Source organism: Streptomyces sp. NPDC048825 (assembly GCF_043198355.1).
GTDB classification, from domain to species: Bacteria; Actinomycetota; Actinomycetes; order Streptomycetales; family Streptomycetaceae; genus Streptomyces; species Streptomyces xiangluensis.
This window is the reverse complement of record NZ_JBICUR010000005.1, coordinates 1-16,132: the sequence shown is the minus strand read 5'-3', so window position 1 is coordinate 16,132 and position 16,132 is coordinate 1. Positions and strand designations below refer to the sequence as shown.

Here is a 16,132-nt window from a genome sequence, read left to right as displayed (position 1 = left end):
CGGCTGATCCAGGACTTGGGGGCACAGGCGGGACGGGTAAACCGAACCGTGGTTCCGTCAGCGGAGCTGCGCGGCGAACGCCTCGTAGGCCCGCTCGTCGAAGAGGACGAACCTGGCTTCCTCGACCGATGCATGTGCTGCCCGCACCGTCTCCACGGCGATACGGGCGCCGTCGTCGATCGGCCAGCCGTAGATGCCGGTGGAGATCGCGGGGAACGCGATCGTACGGGCACCGAGTTCGGCGGCGACCCGCAAGGACTCCCGGTAGCAGGAGGCGAGCAGGCCGGAGCGGTCCTCGCTCTGGCTGTAGACCGGGCCCACCGTGTGGATCACCCAGCGGGCGTCGAGTTCGCCCGCGGTCGTGGCGACCGCTTGCCCGGTCGGCAGGCCCTTGCCGTACCGGGCGGCGCGGAGCTTGCGGCACTCGTCGAGGATGGCCGGTCCGCCGCGCCGGTGGATGGCTCCGTCTACGCCTCCGCCGCCGAGCAGTGAGGAGTTCGCGGCGTTCACGATGGCGTCGACGCTCTGCCGGGTGATGTCGCCCCGGACGAGTTCGATGGCGGTCATGGCGGTCATGACTGGCGCAGCATCCTCCATACGGCCTTGGCGGCGTTGTGTCCGGACATGCCGTGCACGCCCGGCCCCGGTGGGGTGGCCGAGGAGCAGATGAACACGGCCGGATGCGGTGTGCTGTACGGGAACAGGGACAGCTTGGGCCGCAGCATCAGTTGCAGTCCGGAGGCCGCGCCGCAGGCGATGTCCCCACCCACGTAGTTGGCGTTGCGAGCGGCCATCTCGGGCGGGCCCGCCGTGGCGCGGGCCAGGACGCGGTCGCGGAAGCCCGGCGCGAACCGCTCCAGCTGGCGCTCGATGGCGTCCGTGAGGTCTCCGGTCCAGCCGTTCGGCACATGGCCGTACGCCCAGAAGACCTGCTTTCCGTCCGGCGCACGGGACGGGTCGACGACGCTGGGCTGCACGGTGATCAGGAACGGTGCGTCCGGCGCCCGGCCTTCCCGCGAGGCCGCGTGCAGGGCGGTGCCGATCTCGGCCGTGTTTGCGCCGATCTGCACCGTCCCGGCGCGGCGGGCCTCCTTCGCGGCCCAGGGCACAGGTCCGTCCAGGGCGTAGTCGATCTTGAAGACGCCCGGCCCGTAGCGGTATCGCTCGTAGTACCGGCCGAAGCCCGCGATCCGGCTGAGGGCGGCGGGCGAGGTGTCGAAGACGTACGCGCGCGCGGGCGGCAGGTCGTCGAGGCGCTTGACCTCGTAGTCGGTGTGGACGGTGCCGCCGAGGTCCTTGAGATACGCGGTGAGCGCGTCGGAGATCGACTGTGAGCCGCCACGTGCGACGGGCCAGCCGCCTGCGTGCGCGGCCAGCGCGAAGACGAGGCCGACGGCGCCCGTGGCGAAGCCGTCGAGCGGGGCCATGACATGCGCGACCAGACCCGCGAACAGCGTCTTGGCCCGATCGTCGCGGAATCTGCGCATCAGCCAGGTCGAGGGCGGCAGACCGACGAGACCGAAGCGGGCGAGAGTGATCGGGTGGCGGGGCAGCGCGGTGAGCGGCAGCGACATGAAGTCCCGGGCGAGCGTGTCCCATCTGCCGGTGAAGGGCTCGACCAGCCTGCGGTACGCCCCCGCGTCTCGCGGCCCGAAGGACGCGGCTGTCTCGGCCACGGACCGTGACAGCACGGACGCGGTTCCGTCCAGGAAGGGGTGCGCCATGGGCAGGTCGTGGTGCAGCCACTCCAGGCCGTACCGCCCGAGTGGCATCGCCTTGAAGGCGGGCGAGTTGGCCCCCAGCGGGTGCGCGGCCGAGCACGGGTCGTGCCGGAAGCCGGGCAGTGTCAGCTCCTCGGTGCGGGCGCCTCCGCCGACCGTCTCGCGTGCCTCGAAGACGGCCACGCTGAAGCCGCGACGGGCCAGCTCCACGGCAGCCGTCAGTCCGTTCGGCCCCGCACCCACCACGACCGCATCGAGCATCGACGGCACCTTCGGACTCCTTTGTCAGCCGGTGGCCATTCGGGTTCAGGATATGCCGGGCGGGTGACAGTCCCCGGGCGCGGGTGGTCGTCTCCGGCCATCCGCTGCGGCCTCCGGCCCGAGTGCGGCGCAGCCGCCTGAGGGTCAGGCTCCGCCCGCCAGCAGGCCCGCCACCCGGTGAGCCGTGGCCGCGTCCCGCGCCGCGGTGAAGGGGAGGGCGTTACCGCCCGTTATACGGAACGGCTCGCCCGCGCGGGTCAGGTGCGCACCGCCCGCCTCCTCGACCAGCAGCAGGCCGGCCGCGTGGTCCCAGGCCGCTTCCCAGGAGAAGCCGGTGGCGTCCAACTTGCCGCGGGCGACGGCCAGATACTCGAGGCCGGCGGAGCCGCACGGCCGGGTCCGCACGCCCTCCGTGCGCAGGCCGAGCAGAGCGCGCTTCTCGTCGTCGGTCGTGAAGTCCGGGTGGGACGTGGCCACTTCGAGCGGACGGTCCGGCGCGGGCGAACCGGAGCGCAGGGGCACTCCGTCGAGTGCCGCGCCCCCGCCCCGTATCGCCGTGGCGAACAGGTCGAGCGCCGGGGCGTACGTCCAGGAGGCGAGCACCTCGCCGCCCAGCGCGAGCGCGACCAGGGTGCAGAAGCCGGGGTTGCCGTGCACGAACTGCCGTGTCCCGTCGACCGGGTCGACGATCCACACCGGTGCCTCGCCTCGGATCGCCTCGTACGTCAGCGGGTTGGCGTGCACCGCCTCCTCGCCGACCACGACCGAGCCGGGCAGCAGGGCGCCGAGCGTGACCGTGAGGTACTCCTCGGCCTTGCGGTCGGCATCTGTCACCAGGTCGTGAGGGCCTGTCTTCTCGTCCACCTCGTGCGCGGCGAGCTGCCGGAAACGCGGCATGATCTCTGTCGCCGCCGCCTTGCGGACCGCTTCCTCCACGTCGGACGTGCCGTGCGCGAGAAACTCTTCGATGGTTTCGCTGTCTTCGATCACCACTCCATGAGAGCACGCGGCACTGACAATCCCCGCCCGGCCGGTGCACTCCGGGTGGAATCGGCATGAACTCACCACGCCGGGGGTGTCAGCAGTTTCAGGAGTCAGCGTCCGACCGCGTACCCCTGCATCCCCCGCGGATTAGCCGCCGCCGACAGCACCCCGCTCTCCGGGTCCCGCGCGACCGCGCACAGCCGCCCTTCGGACCAGGGCGGTCCGACCTGTACGTCGTGACCCCGGCGACGCAGTTCGTGGGCGACGGCCGGGTCCATGCGGGCCTCGACGGTGACGCTGCCGGGGCGCATGCCGCGCGGGTAGAAGGAGCCGGGGAAGCTGTCGTTGTGCCAGTTCGGGGCGTCGATCGCGCCCTGGAGATCGAGTCCGCCGCGCACCTCGGAGCGCAGGGCGACGGCCAGGAAGAAGTGCAGTTGCCACTGGTCCTGCTGGTCGCCGCCGGGTGTGCCGAACGCCATGACCGGCACCCCGCCCCGCAGCGCGAGCGAGGGGGTGAGTGTCGTACGCGGACGGCGCCCAGGCGTAAGGGAATTGGGCAACCCTTCCTCCAGCCAGGCCATCTGGAGCCGGGTGCCGAGCGGGAAGCCCAGCTCCGGCACGACCGGGTTGGACTGCAGCCAGCCGCCGCTGGGCGTGGCGGCGACCATGTTGCCCCAGCGGTCGACGACATCGAGGTGGCAGGTGTCGCCCCGAGTACCGCCGTCCGCCGAGACGTCGGGCTCCCCGGGCACCGGCGACCTCGGGCTCTTGGCCACGGTCGGCTCGCCCGCGCCCGGCGCCGCGAGCGGATCGAACCCCGCCTCCCCGGAGGCCACCACGCGCGCGTGCCCACTGAGCCGCGGAGTACGTCCCCCAGGGCTCCCGGGCCGCAGCTCGTACGAGGCCTTCTCCCCGACGAGCGCCCGCCGCCCCGCGTTGTACTCCTCCGACAGCAGCTCCCCCACCGGTACGTCGGCCGCGTCCCCGTACCAGGCCTCCCGGTCGGCCATCGCGAGCTTGCAGCCCTCGATCAGCAGATGGACGTACTCCGCGGAGCCGTACCGCGGCAGTTCGGGCGGCAGCAGGGCCAACTGCTGGAGGAGGACCGGCCCTTGGCTCCAGGAGCCCGCCTTGCACAGGGTCCAGCCGCGCCAGTCGTACGTCACCGGAGCCTCGTAGGACGCCGACCAGGAGGCCAGGTCGGCTGCCGTCAGCGTGCCCGCGTGGCGTTCGCCGCTGGTGTCCATGGCCGGCCGCGCCGCCTGCCGCACCAGGGCCTCGGCGATGAAGCCCTCGCGCCAGATCCGCCGCGCGGCCTCGATCTGCGCGACCCGGTCACCGCCCGCCCGAGTGGCCTCCGTGATCAACCGCCTCCAGGTCGCGGCCAGCGCCGGATTCCGGAACAGCTCGCCCGGCCGCGGGGCTCGGCCGTCCGGCAGATACACCTCGGCCGACGAGGTCCACTCGGTCTCGAAGAGCTCCCGTACGGTGTCGACGGTCTCGCCGACGCGCTCCACGGGCGCGTGCCCGTCTTCCGCGTATCCGATGGCGTACTTCAGGACGTCCGTCAAAGTCTTCGTGCCGTGGTCCCGCAGGAGCAGCATCCAGGCGTCGAAGGCACCGGGAACGGCGGCGGCGAGCGGTCCCGTACCGGGTACGAGATCCAAACCGAGTCCCCTGTAGTGGGCGATTTCCGCCCCGGCCGGCGCCACGCCCTGTCCGCACAGCACCCGGACCTCGCCGCCCGCCGGGGCCAGGATGATCGGCACCTCGCCCCCGGGCCCGTTCAGGTGGGGCTCGACGACGTGCAGTACGAAACCCGCGGCGACAGCGGCGTCGTACGCGTTGCCGCCGTCCTCCAGCACGGCCATCGCCGACTGCGAGGCCAGCCAGTGCGTGGAGGACACCATGCCGAAGGTGCCCTGGAGCGTGGGACGGGTCGTGAACACGGGCGACTCCTCACTGCCGGGCGGGCATCCGAAGATCGTACGTACCCGTCCGCGGCCGCGAGTACCCGCTACTCCAACGGCTTCCAGGGGGACGTCCCCAAGACGTTGTCGGGGCCGATGTCGAGGTAGTCCTCGGCGCGTACGGTCGTGACCTCGCGTCCCTTCGCAGGTGCGACGCGCAGATAGATGCCCTTCTGGTTGTTCGTCCGCCAGTACAGGCTCGCGTACGCGCTCTCGCCAGGAGCGAGGGTCAGCGGCTCGGGGCCGGGGTCCTCCGGGGCCATGGACACCTCGTCCGTGCCCTCGACGGCGCGCACTCCCGTGAGGGGCGCGCCCGCCTCGTCGAGCACAGTGATGGACGGGTAGCCGTTCAACTCGTACGGCCGTGAACCGCAGTTGGCCAGCGTGAGGCTCGTGGCGCGCAGTCCCATGGCCCCCTGGACGACTTCGGTGCCGAGGCGCACACCGGACGCCGGACAGCCGGAGTCCTGCTGGACCGGCACGCTCGGCGACGCCTCGGGAGTGACGGCCGGGGGCAGCTCCACGGGAAGCGTCGCCGACGGTGACGGCGGGAGTTTGGGGTCCGGATCGCGCTCACGCTCCAGTTCGGCGGAGAGCCCGCAGCCGCTCGCACTCAGCGCCAGCAGGCAGGCGAGCACGGCATACGAGGACGACCTGCGGCGTATCGCGATCACGCGCCGATCATCGCACGCACCCTCGACGGAAGGATTCACTCCGCGTGACCGCGCGCCGCCACCAGCCCCGACTCATAGGCGAAGACGACGAGTTGGGCCCGGTCGCGGGCGCCGAGCTTGGTCATCGCGCGGCTGATGTGGGTCTTGGCCGTGAAGGGGCTGATGACCATGTGGGCGGCGATCTCCTCGTTGGTGAGCCCGCGGGCGGCGAGTGCGGTGACCTCGCGCTCGCGGCGGGTCAGGCACTCCAGACCGGGAGCGGTGGCCCGGTCCGGTGGCCGGGACACGAACTCGCCGATCAGCGTGCGCGTGACCGACGGCGACAGCAGCGCTTCGCCGCGCGCCACGACCTCGATGGCCTGGAGCAGATCGGCGGGCTCGGTGTCCTTGAGCAGGAACCCGCTGGCCCCGGCGCGCAGCGCCTCGAAGACATACTCGTCCAGGCCGTAGTTGGTGAGGATGACCACGCGTACACCGGACAGTTCGGGATCGGCGGCGATGCGGCGGGTGGCCTCGATGCCCGACATCACCGGCATCTGAACGTCGACGAGGGCGACGTCGGGGACATGGGTGCGCACCAGCTCCAGCCCCTGCTCCCCGTCGGCGGCCTCGCCGACCACCTCGATGCCGTCCTCGGCGTCCAGGAGTGCCCGGAACCCGGCCCGCATCAGCGCCTGGTCGTCGATGAGTGCGACCCGGATCACGAGGCGTCCAGCGGCAGTCGGGCCCGCACGGAGAAACCGCCCTCCGCGCGCGGGCCGGCGTGCAGCGCGCCGCCCAGCGCCGTGATGCGTTCGCGCATGCCGGTGAGGCCGATGCCCTCGGTGGGCGGCCGGGCCGGGTCTGCGGAGCCGTCGTCGTCGATCCGTATCTCCAATTCGCCCTCTCGGTAGTCCAGTTGGACCATGACTTTGGCGGGTCCCGCGTGCCGGGCGGCGTTGGTGAGGGCCTCCTGGACGATGCGGTACGCCGCGCGGTCCACGGTCGCCGTCAGCGGACGCTCAGCGCCGCTCACGGTCAGGTCGACGGCCAGGCCTGCCGCGCGGGCGCGCTCCACGAGCAGGGCCGGGGTACCGGTGGGCTCGTCGGTGCGCAACACGTCGAGTGTGGCGCGCAGTTCGCGCATCGCCTCGCCGCCGGCCTCCTGGATGGCGAGCAGCGCGGGCGGCACCTCCTCGCCACGCTTACGGGCGAGGTGCACGGCGACGCCCGCCTGGAGCTTGACGATCGAGATGCTGTGCGTGAGGGAGTCGTGCAACTCCCTGGCTATACGCAGGCGTTCCTCTCCGGCCCGGCGCAGGGCGGCCTCCTCTCGGGTGCGTTCGGCCTCCAGCGCGCGCTGTTCGGTCTGGCGCAGATACGCCTGCCAGTTGCGCCCTGCGAGACCGGTGACGACGGCGCACAGGAACCAGCCCGCGAGCAGCGCGGTCCGCTCGACGGCGGCCTGGGACGTGGGGTCAGTTGCGAGATACCCCCCGAGGAACACGGCGCTCGCGATCGCACCCACGCCTCGATGCCCCGCCTGAGCCGCCGCATGGACGGCGGCCACCACCGGGAGGGCGGACACGGGTCCTGGGTGAGCGTGCAGCACATAGCCGGTCAGCGCGACCGTGGTCACAGCGAGCACCACGCACGGCGCCCGCCGGTACGCTGCCAGCACCAGCGAACCGGTCACGATCAACGCATGGTCGAGCGGGGTCGTGTCCGCGTCGAAGGCCGCCGCGGCCACGACGATCGCGCCGATCACGACAGCGAGTACCGCGTCGACGACGTGCGCGCGTAACACCTGGTCCCCGTTCATGTCCGCACAGTAAACCGCCGCACCGACAACGGCGTCCGCCCTGTGGACAACCCCGCGACTACTCCCGGCGCAGTAGTCCGCCGACCGGGCGACCTCGTCGACGCAGCCTCAACTGCCTTCGCCCGTACGACGCCCGAAGGCACCCGCCGGAGCCAGGGTTCTCCTCATGACTTCACCCTTCCGGTACACCGAACCCATCCCGCCCAAGGCCGCCACCGGCCGCACCGCCGCCGTCTACGAGCAGCTCGCCGCGGATTTCGGCATCGAGGACGCCTCTCCCTTCGTCGCCCTCTCCTCGGCGCCCGAACTCCTCGCTCCCACCTGGGCCTTGATGCGTGAGTCCCTGATTGCGGGCAAAGGCAGCCGCACCGGCAAGGAGTTGGCCGCCGTGGGAGTGTCGCGCGCCAACAAGTGCCCGTTCTGCGTGGACGCGCACACCATGCTGCTGCACGCCACCGGCGACCACGCCCTCGCCGAGCGCCTGGCGCACGGGAAGCCGCCGGAAGACGAGCAGCACGCGCGCGTGCTCGCCTGGGGCGAGGCGACCCGCACCCCTGGCAGCCCGGACGTCTCGACGCTCCCCTTCCCTGCCGAACACACTCCCGGGTACGTGGGTACCGCCCTCTCCTTCCACTTCATCAACCGGATCGTCTCGTCCCTGGTGACCGAGAACCTTCTCCCGGGCAACGTCCAGCGCTTCCGGGTGGTGCGCAGCCTGGGAGGCCGTTCGCTGGCCAAGACCGTGCGCCGACGCTTCGTTCCGGGTGCGAGTCTCGCGCTCCTCGACGAAGACGAAACGAGTCCCGCCCCCTCCTGGACGGCCGGGACAACGGTCGGCCCGGCGTACGCGGCGCTCCGGACGGCCGCCACAGCGGGCGCCGGCCTCCTCACCGAGGCCGACCAGACGCTCGTACGGGAGGCCGTCGAGGCGTGGGACGGCACGCACCCCCCGCTCGCCTGGCCGACCCTGCCGGACCGCGAGGACAGGCCGGGCGCACGTCTGGCGCTGCTGGCCGCGCTGGCGCCGTACCGCATCACCGACGAGGACGTGGCGGCCTGGAAGAAGCCGCCGTTCACGGACCACTGCCTGGTCCATCTGATCGCGTACGGCGCGTTCGCCGCCGTCGACCGCATCGAGCGGGCGCTGCCCCTGCGCATCCACGAGGAGACCGCGTGACCAGGACCGCCTAGCCGCTGTGACCGCACGGCCACGGAGCGAGTTCGCACTACCGCCTCACAGGGAGGCATGTGACACTGGCGTCCCGTCCGCAGTGTGGCCCCCTCCGCACCCATCCCCCACGAGAAGTGCGCCGTGCGTTCTCTTCCTCTGCCGCTCGCCCTTACCGCGCGTCTACTGCCGGTCGCCGTGCTCGCCTCAGCCGGCTGGGCGCTGGCGTCCGGGCCGTTCGCCGCGTCTCCGGCCGGGGACGCGGACAACAAGGCGTCCTCGGACAGGCCCAGCGCGTCGCCGTCCGCGCCGTCCACGGCGGCGGCGAGCCAGACGTACCGCGTCTCGCCCAAGCCCTGCCAAGGGATCGGGGTGAAGACGGTGACCTCACTGGTGCCGGGCGCCAAGGCGGTCGGCAAGGAGATTCCGTCGACCGACGAGTCGGTGCGCCGCACCTGCTCCTGGAACGCGCTCAAGGGGTTCGACTACCGCTGGCTCGACATCTCGTACGAGATCAAGAAGACCGACCAGACCGCCACGGCCGCCTACAAGGAGCGCGTCGCGAAGCACAGCGGCGGAGGGGCGGTCCCCGGTCTCGGCGACGAGGCGTACTCGGTGGTGAACCTCACCACCGAGGACAAGCAGCAGACGCGCGAAGGCATGGTGATCGTCCGCGTGTCCAACGCGATGGTGGTCGTGACGTACAACGGCAGTGACTTCGAGTCGAAGAAGGCGCCCGGTACGGACGAGATCAACAAGGGCGCCATCAAGGCGGCCAAGGAGGCGGTGGCCGCGCTGGAGAAGGCTCAGTAGAGCCATTTCTCCGGCGCGGCCCGCACCAGCGCGTCAGGGTCGGGCGGCGTCTTGAGACTGGGAATCGCGCTCCCTGCCGCCCATCAGCACCACGTACAGCAGCAGCGACGTGGCCAGGCCCACCGCCCAGCCGTAGTCGGCCAGCGGCTTCAGGAACGGGATCAGTCCGTCGACCGGGAACGGCCCGTTCTTCTGGCCCTCGGCGTTCACCGTCGAGTACGAGCCGCCGACGGCAAGCACGCCGCCGACCACGAAGGCCGCCACGGCCTTCCAGTTCCAGCCGGCCGAGTACCAGTAGCGCCCGCCGGGCGTGTACAGGTCCGCGAGATGCAGGACCGTACGGCGGATGATCCAGTAGTCGGCGATCAGGATGCCCGCGACCGTGCCGAGCAGACCGCCGACCACCCCGAGCCAGGTGAAGATGTAGAACTCGGGCGTGGAGATCAGCTTCCACGGGAAGATCAGGATGCCGATGACACCCGTGATCAGCGCGCCCGTACGGAAGTTGATGAACTTCGGGGCCAGGTTGGCCAGGTCGTACGCCGGGGAGACCACGTTCGCCGCGATGTTCACGGAGATCGTCGCGACCAGCACGGTGATCAGGGCGAAGAGCAGGCCGAAGGTGTTGTCCGCCTTGGCGGCGAGTTCCACCGGGTCCCAGATCGCCTCGCCGTAGACGACCTCGGAGCCGGCGGTGACCAGCACGGCGAGGATCGCGAACAGCGTCATCGTCGTGGGCAGGCCGAGCGACTGGCCCCAGGTCTGCGCCTTCTGGCTGGCGCCGAAGCGGGTGAAGTCGGGGATGTTGAGGGACAGGGTGGCCCAGAAGCCGATCATGCCCATCAGGGACGGGAAGAAGACCGGCCAGAAGTCGGCACCCCAGCCGAGCTGCGAGGGCTGTGACAGCAGCTGCCCGAAGCCGTCCGCCTTGACGGCGATCCAGATCAGCAGCACGAAGGCGCCGACGATCACGAAAGGCGCAGCCCAGTTCTCGAAGTGCCGCAGGAAGTCCATGCCGCGGTAGATGATCGCGATCTGCACCGCCCAGAAGAGGAGGAAGCAGAGCCACAGCGGCCATGGATTGCCCGCGATCTTGCTCGCGTTCTCCCACTCACCTCCGGTGAGCTTGGAGCCCAGCGCGAAGATGCCGCTGCCGCCGATCCAGGTCTGGATGCCGAACCAGCCGCAGGCCACGGCCGCGCGGATCAGCGCCGGGATGTTGGCTCCGCGCAGCCCGAACGAGGCGCGGGCGAGCACCGGGAACGGGATGCCGTACTTGGGTCCGGCATGACCGGTGGCCAGCATCGGCAGCAGCACGATGACGTTGGCCAGGGCGATGGTGAAGACGGCCTGCTTCCAGTCCATGCCGAGGGCGACCAGGCCGGAGGCCAGGGTCCAGCTGGGGATGCAGTGGGCCATGGATATCCACAGGGCCGCGAAGTTGTACGTCGTCCACTTGCGCTCGGAGACCGGAACGGGACGCAGGTCCTCGTTGGCGAAGGGACTGTCGGAGGGGAAGGCGCCGGGGGCGAGTTCGATCCGGCCGGCGTCGTCAGTGGTCTGAATCGGCGGCGGACCCGTGGGGACGGTTTCGGTCATGGGCAGGCCAATCAAGGAGGCGGGACGGAAAGGCCGTGCGGGGCCAGGGCGGCGCCGGGGCAGGGCGGCGTGGGACGTGCCTGCCCATTCCCGGCGTCGCCCACCCCTCCCCGGGACGGCAGGGAGGGGGGACAAGGTGTGGGGGCAGCGAGGAGCGGTGGGTACGGATGGATCAGGAGTTCAGGGCGGGGATGACCTTCTTGCCGTACGCGTCGATCACGGCCTCCTGCGCGTCATGCATGTCGTACACGGCGAACTGGTCGACGCCCAGCTCACGCAGCATGTTCAGCTTCTCGATGTGCTTCTCGACCGGGCCGATGACGCAGAACCGGTCGACGATCTCGTCGGGCACGAACTGGGTGTCCGGGTTGCCGCTGCGCCCGTGGTGCGAGTAGTCGTATCCCTCGCGGGCCTTGATGTAGTCGGTGAGCGTCTGCGGGACCACGGCGCCGTCGGAACCGTACTTGGACACCAGGTCCGCGACATGGTTGCCGACCATCCCGCCGAACCAGCGGCACTGCTCACGCGCGTGAGCGAGCGCCTCGGGCGAGTCGTCCTCGGTGACGTACGCCGGGGCGGCCACACAGATCTTGACGTCGGACGGGTCACGACCGGCGGCGACCGCCGCGTCCTTGACCGCCTTCACCATGTACTCGGTCAAGTACAGGTCGGACAGCTGGAGGATGAAGCCGTCGGCCTCCTCGCCGGTCATCTTCAGGGCCTTCGGACCGTACGCGGCCATCCAGACCGGGAGTTCGGCTCCGGGCTTGATCCACGGGAACCGGATGACGGTGCCGCCGCCGAGGTCCGCCTCCTCGCCGCTGCCCAGTGCCCGGATCACCTTCATGGCCTCGCTGATACGGGCCAGGGTGTTGGGCTTGCGGCCCGCGACCCGCATCGCGGAGTCACCGCGGCCGATGCCGCAGATCGTGCGGTTGCCGAACATGTCGTTGAGCGTGGCGAAGGTCGAGGCGGTGACCTCCCAGGTGCGGGTGCCCGGGTTGGTGACCATCGGGCCGACCTTCAGCTTCGACGTGTTCGACAGGATCTGGCTGTAGATCACGAACGGCTCCTGCCACAGCACGGCGGAGTCGAAGGTCCAGCCGTACGTGAAGCCGTTGCGCTCGGCCCGCTTCATCAGGCTGATGACGCGGGAGGCTGGGGGGTCGGTCTGCAGGACGAGTCCGAAGTCCATGTGCGCCGCTCCTAGTTGAGGTACTGACAGGTGGAGCGGGGGGTGTAGACGCCGTGCCCGGCACGTCCGGTGAACTCCCGCTCGGTGATGACGAGTTCGCCCCGCGAGAGGACCGTCTCGACGCGGCCGGTGACGCTCTTGCCCTCGTACGCCGAGTAGTCGACGTTCATGTGGTGCGTGTCGGCGGACATGACCTGCTCGGCCCCCGGGTCGTAGATGACGACGTCGGCGTCGGCGCCCGGAGCGATGGTGCCCTTCTTCGGGTACAGGCCGAACATCCGGGCCGGAGTGGCGCAGGCGATCTCGATCCAGCGGCGGCGGGTGATGTGCCCGTCGACGACGGCCTGGTGGAGGAGGTCCATACGGTTCTCGACGCCCGGCAGACCGTTGGGGATCTTGGAGAAGTCACCGCGGCCGAGCTCCTTCTGGCCGACGAAGCAGAAGGGGCAGTGGTCGGTGGAGACGACCTGGAGGTCGTTCGTCCTGAGGCCCCGCCACAGGTACTTCTGGTGCTCCTTGGGGCGCAGCGGCGTGGAGCACACATACTTGGACCCCTCGAAGTCCGGCTCCGCGAGGTTGTCCGTGGACAGGAACAGATACTGCGGGCAGGTCTCGCCGAAGACGTTCAGACCTTCGTCACGCGCCCTTGCCAGCTCGGCGACTGCCTCCATCGCCGAGACGTGCACGACATACAGCGGGGCGCCCGCGACCTGTGCGAGCTTGATGGCGCGGTGGGTGGCCTCGGCCTCAAGGAGCGCCTTCCGCACCTCTCCGTGATACCTGGGGTCGGTCTCACCGCGAGCCAGCGCCTGCTCGACCAGGACATCGATCGCTATGCCGTTCTCGGCGTGCATCATGATCAGTCCGCCGTTCTCGGCGGAGCGCTGCATGGCGCGCAGGATCTGGCCGTCGTCGCTGTAGAAGACGCCGGGGTACGCCATGAACTGCTTGAAGGAGGTGACCCCCTCCTCCACGAGCAGGTCCATCTCCTTGAGCGTCTCCTGGTTGACGTCGGAGACGATCATGTGGAATCCGTAGTCGATGGCGCACTTGCCGTCGGCCTTGGCGTTCCAGGCGTCCAGGCCCTCGCGCAGCGAGCGGCCCACGGTCTGCACGGCGAAGTCGACGATCGTCGTGGTGCCGCCCCAGGCCGCGGCCCGGGTGCCGGTCTCGAAGGTGTCGGAGGCGAAGGTGCCGCCGAACGGCAGCTCCATGTGCGTATGGGCGTCGACGCCGCCCGGAATCACGTACTTCCCGGTGGCGTCGATGGTGCGCTCGGCGGTCCAGGCCTCGGCGGCCGGGGTGCCGGAGGCGGCGAGGGCGGCGATGCGGCCGTCCTCGATCAGGACGTCGGCGTGGATCTCGTCGGACGCGGTGATGACGAGGCCACCGCGGATGACGGTACGACTGCTCATGGTCCCTCTCCTGGTCCTGCGGTGGTGGGCGCTGCTGACGTACGGATGCGCCCGGCGTCGTCCGGATCGGTGGACGACGCCGGGACGACGGTCACTGGTGTACTACGGGGCGCTCCTCAGCGCCCGCTCGAGGATCGCGGCGCCCTCTTCGGCCTCCGCGACGGTGAGCGAGAGCGGTGGGGCGATGCGCAGGACGCTGGTGTTGTGACCGCCGCCCTTGCCGATCAGCAGGCCTTCCTCGCGGGCCGCTTCGAGTACGGCGGCGGCCGCGTCCGGGTCGGCCTCGTCGGTGCCGGGTTTCACCAGCTCGACGCCGATCATCAGTCCGCGGCCACGGATCTCGCGTACGCCCGGATGCTGTGCGGCGATGGCCCGCAGCCGCTCGATGAGCATGCCGCCGACGCGGCGGGCGTTGCCCTGGAGGTCGTGTTCGAGGAGGTACGTGAGGTTGGCGTTCCCGGCGGCCATCGTGACCGGAGAGCCGCCGAAGGTCGAAATGGAGTTGGAGTCAAGGCAGTTCATGACGTCGGCCCGGGCGACGACCCCGCCGATCGACATGCCGTTGCCGATGCCCTTGGCGAAGGTCAGCATGTCCGGCGGTCCTGAGGCGCCGTGGGCCTGCCAGCCCCAGAAGTGGTCGCCGGTCCGGCCCCAGCCGGTCTGCACCTCGTCGGCGATCCACAGGATGCCGCGCTTCTGGAGCACCTCACGGAAGGCCGCGTACAGTCCGTCCGGCGGTGCGGTGAAGCCGCCGACGCCCTGAATCGGCTCGGCGATCAGGGCCGCGGGCGCGCGGACATGGCCCAGCAGGTCCTCCAGGTCGGCGACGCAGGCCGCGATGAAGCCGGCGTCGTCGAGGTCTGCGTACGGGCCGCGGGTGCGGACGCCGCCGTGGACGTACAGCGTCTGGAGGGGCGAGAGGCTGGTCGGTGACCAGCCTTTGTTGCCGGTGATGCCGACCGCGCTGAACGAACGGCCGTGGTAGCTGTTGCGCATCGCCAGGATCTGGTTGCTCTGCCGGTACGCGGTCGCCAGCAGCAGCGCGGTGTCGTTGGCCTCCGTGCCGGACGTCGTGAAGAAGACGCGGGCGTCCGGAATGCCGGACAACTGGGCGACGCGCTCGGCGAGTTCGACCATCGGCCGGTCGAGGTAGAGGGTCGAGGTGTGGATGATCCGCCCGGCCTGCTCGCTGACGGCCTTCGTCACCTCGGGGAGCGCGTGCGCGGTCATGGTGGTCAGAATCCCGCCGAAGAAGTCGAGGTACTTCTTCCCGGCGGCGTCCCAGACGTGGCGGCCCTCGCCGTGGGTGATCTCGAGGGGGTCGGCGTAGTAGAGGGCGAGCCAGTCGGGGAGGACTGCTTTGTGGCGGGCGTACAGGTCACTCATGGCTGCACCAGTCCCTCGTAGGCGTCGGGGCGGCGGTCCCGATAGAAGGCCCATTGCTGCCGCACCTCTTCGATCACGTCGAAGTCGAGGTCGCGTACGACGAGTTCCTCGGACTTGTCGCTCGCGGTCTCGCCGACGAACTGCCCACGGGGGTCGACGAAGTAACTCGTCCCGTAGAAGTCGTTGTCGCCGTACTCCTCCTGGCCGACGCGGTTGATCGCGGCGATGAAGTACTCGTTGGCGACGGCGGCGGCGGGCTGCTCCAGCTGCCAGAGGTAGCCGGAGAGCCCACGGGAGGTGGCGGAGGGGTTGTAGACCAACTGGGCTCCGTTGAGGCCGAGTTGCCGCCAGCCTTCCGGGAAGTGGCGGTCGTAGCAGATGTAGACGCCAACCTTGCCCACGGCCGTGTCGAAGACGGGCCAGCCCAGGTTGCCCGGTTTGAAGTAGTACTTCTCCCAGAAACCCTTGACCTGGGGGATGTGGTGCTTGCGGTACTTGCCGAGGTAGGTGCCGTCGGCGTCGATCACGGCGGCGGTGTTGAAGTAGAAGCCGGACTGTTCGACCTCGAAGACCGGGACGACGATGACCATGCCGGTTTCGCGCGCGAGCTCCTGCATACGCGTCACGGTCGGGCCGTCCGGTACGGGCTCGGCCCACTTGTAGTGTTCCGGCTCCTGGACCTGGCAGAAGTACGGGGCGTTGAAGACTTCCTGGAATCCGATGACCTTCGCGCCCTGGCGGGCCGCTTCGCGGGCGTGTTCCTCGTGCTTGGCGACCATGGATGCGGAGTCGCCGGTCCAGGTGGCCTGGACCAGGGCGGCACGTACGACGTTGGCCATGAGCTTGCTCCTTCGACCGGGCGTCAGCGTCTACGTCTCTACGCCCGTAGACGCTGGAGCCCCGAAAGTAAGCCGAGCCGCTGCGCTGGGCAAGACCATCGTCGTTAACCGGAGGATTCGATCATGTTTCTTACTCCGGTGGGGTTGCCTCCGGCGGTTGGGCGGGTGGGCGGTTGGGTTCGTTGTCGGGTGCGGGTTGGTGGGTGGTTGCTCGCGCAGTTCCCCGCGCCCCTGGGTGGGTGGTGGGTCGGGGCCGTGGGCCGGTGCGTCAGCCCGTCGCAGGGTGGGCATACGGCCCTCCGGCTC

14 protein-coding genes are annotated in these 16,132 nt (G+C 70.3%); 2 read left to right on the top strand and 12 right to left on the bottom strand.

The features are described 5' to 3' along the window. Nucleotides 1–57: 57 nt before the first annotated feature. The 7 genes from ACGFNK_RS13995 to ACGFNK_RS13965 form a co-directional block, all read right to left on the bottom strand. Nucleotides 58–567, bottom strand: coding sequence for an O-acetyl-ADP-ribose deacetylase (locus ACGFNK_RS13995; RefSeq protein ID WP_393416249.1), 510 nt, complete (start codon nucleotides 565–567; stop codon nucleotides 58–60). Nucleotides 568–572: 5 nt separating this feature from the next. After that, nucleotides 573–1,982, bottom strand: a complete 1,410-nt coding sequence (locus ACGFNK_RS13990; protein WP_393416247.1) for a phytoene desaturase family protein — start codon at nucleotides 1,980–1,982, stop codon at nucleotides 573–575. A gap of 144 nt (nucleotides 1,983–2,126) precedes the next feature. Then, complete coding sequence (locus ACGFNK_RS13985) at nucleotides 2,127–2,972, bottom strand: inositol monophosphatase family protein (protein ID WP_393415603.1); 846 nt, start codon at nucleotides 2,970–2,972, stop codon at nucleotides 2,127–2,129. A gap of 104 nt (nucleotides 2,973–3,076) precedes the next feature. Next, nucleotides 3,077–4,915: a gamma-glutamyltransferase family protein gene (locus tag ACGFNK_RS13980; protein ID WP_393415601.1), complete on the bottom strand. Its 1,839-nt coding sequence runs from the start codon at nucleotides 4,913–4,915 to the stop codon at nucleotides 3,077–3,079. A 68-nt stretch (nucleotides 4,916–4,983) separates the two neighbouring features. Next, complete coding sequence (locus ACGFNK_RS13975) at nucleotides 4,984–5,610, bottom strand: DUF4232 domain-containing protein (protein WP_393415599.1); 627 nt, start codon at nucleotides 5,608–5,610, stop codon at nucleotides 4,984–4,986. A 35-nt stretch (nucleotides 5,611–5,645) separates the two neighbouring features. Beyond that, nucleotides 5,646–6,314 (bottom strand): response regulator transcription factor, encoded by a 669-nt coding sequence (locus tag ACGFNK_RS13970; protein WP_344395760.1) that lies wholly within the window; start codon nucleotides 6,312–6,314, stop codon nucleotides 5,646–5,648. Beyond that, nucleotides 6,311–7,411, bottom strand: coding sequence for a sensor histidine kinase (locus tag ACGFNK_RS13965; RefSeq protein ID WP_393415597.1), 1,101 nt, complete (start codon nucleotides 7,409–7,411; stop codon nucleotides 6,311–6,313). Before ACGFNK_RS13965 ends, ACGFNK_RS13970 begins: the two co-directional genes overlap by 4 nt. A gap of 166 nt (nucleotides 7,412–7,577) precedes the next feature. Between ACGFNK_RS13965 and ACGFNK_RS13960 the strand changes: the two genes are divergently transcribed. Then, on the top strand, nucleotides 7,578–8,588 hold the full coding sequence (locus ACGFNK_RS13960) for a carboxymuconolactone decarboxylase family protein (RefSeq protein ID WP_393415595.1): 1,011 nt from the start codon (nucleotides 7,578–7,580) through the stop codon (nucleotides 8,586–8,588). Between the two features lie 135 nt (nucleotides 8,589–8,723). Beyond that, nucleotides 8,724–9,392, top strand: coding sequence for a hypothetical protein (locus tag ACGFNK_RS13955; RefSeq protein WP_393415593.1), 669 nt, complete (start codon nucleotides 8,724–8,726; stop codon nucleotides 9,390–9,392). A gap of 33 nt (nucleotides 9,393–9,425) precedes the next feature. Here ACGFNK_RS13955 and ACGFNK_RS13950 read toward each other — a convergent pair whose 3' ends face one another. From ACGFNK_RS13950 to ACGFNK_RS13930, 5 genes are all read right to left on the bottom strand, one after another. Then, nucleotides 9,426–10,991 (bottom strand): NCS1 family nucleobase:cation symporter-1, encoded by a 1,566-nt coding sequence (locus ACGFNK_RS13950; protein WP_393415591.1) that lies wholly within the window; start codon nucleotides 10,989–10,991, stop codon nucleotides 9,426–9,428. 172 nt (nucleotides 10,992–11,163) lie between these two features. Then, nucleotides 11,164–12,186, bottom strand: coding sequence for a TIGR03842 family LLM class F420-dependent oxidoreductase (locus ACGFNK_RS13945; RefSeq protein WP_386345036.1), 1,023 nt, complete (start codon nucleotides 12,184–12,186; stop codon nucleotides 11,164–11,166). 11 nt (nucleotides 12,187–12,197) lie between these two features. Continuing rightward, the gene (hydA, locus tag ACGFNK_RS13940; protein ID WP_386345034.1) at nucleotides 12,198–13,601 is read right to left on the bottom strand and encodes a dihydropyrimidinase; all 1,404 of its coding nucleotides are present in this window, start codon (nucleotides 13,599–13,601) and stop codon (nucleotides 12,198–12,200) included. 102 nt (nucleotides 13,602–13,703) lie between these two features. Next, on the bottom strand, nucleotides 13,704–14,987 hold the full coding sequence (locus ACGFNK_RS13935) for an aspartate aminotransferase family protein (protein WP_393415588.1): 1,284 nt from the start codon (nucleotides 14,985–14,987) through the stop codon (nucleotides 13,704–13,706). After that, nucleotides 14,984–15,826, bottom strand: coding sequence for a nitrilase-related carbon-nitrogen hydrolase (locus ACGFNK_RS13930; protein ID WP_393415586.1), 843 nt, complete (start codon nucleotides 15,824–15,826; stop codon nucleotides 14,984–14,986). Before ACGFNK_RS13930 ends, ACGFNK_RS13935 begins: the two co-directional genes overlap by 4 nt. Nucleotides 15,827–16,132: the final 306 nt, after the last annotated feature.

Excerpts from the sequence above, each read along its gene's own strand:
- ACGFNK_RS13945 (WP_386345036.1), bottom strand. The coding sequence starts at position 12,186 with ATGGACTTCGGACTCGTCCTGCAGACCGACCCCCCAGCCTCCCGCGTC.
- ACGFNK_RS13930 (WP_393415586.1), bottom strand. The coding sequence starts at position 15,826 with ATGGCCAACGTCGTACGTGCCGCCCTGGTCCAGGCCACCTGGACCGGC.
- ACGFNK_RS13965 (WP_393415597.1), bottom strand. The coding sequence starts at position 7,411 with ATGAACGGGGACCAGGTGTTACGCGCGCACGTCGTCGACGCGGTACTC.
- hydA (WP_386345034.1), bottom strand. The coding sequence starts at position 13,601 with ATGAGCAGTCGTACCGTCATCCGCGGTGGCCTCGTCATCACCGCGTCC.
- ACGFNK_RS13995 (WP_393416249.1), bottom strand. The coding sequence starts at position 567 with ATGACCGCCATCGAACTCGTCCGGGGCGACATCACCCGGCAGAGCGTC.
- ACGFNK_RS13935 (WP_393415588.1), bottom strand. The coding sequence starts at position 14,987 with ATGAGTGACCTGTACGCCCGCCACAAAGCAGTCCTCCCCGACTGGCTC.
- ACGFNK_RS13960 (WP_393415595.1), top strand. The coding sequence starts at position 7,578 with ATGACTTCACCCTTCCGGTACACCGAACCCATCCCGCCCAAGGCCGCC.
- ACGFNK_RS13990 (WP_393416247.1), bottom strand. The coding sequence starts at position 1,982 with ATGCTCGATGCGGTCGTGGTGGGTGCGGGGCCGAACGGACTGACGGCT.
- ACGFNK_RS13950 (WP_393415591.1), bottom strand. The coding sequence starts at position 10,991 with ATGACCGAAACCGTCCCCACGGGTCCGCCGCCGATTCAGACCACTGAC.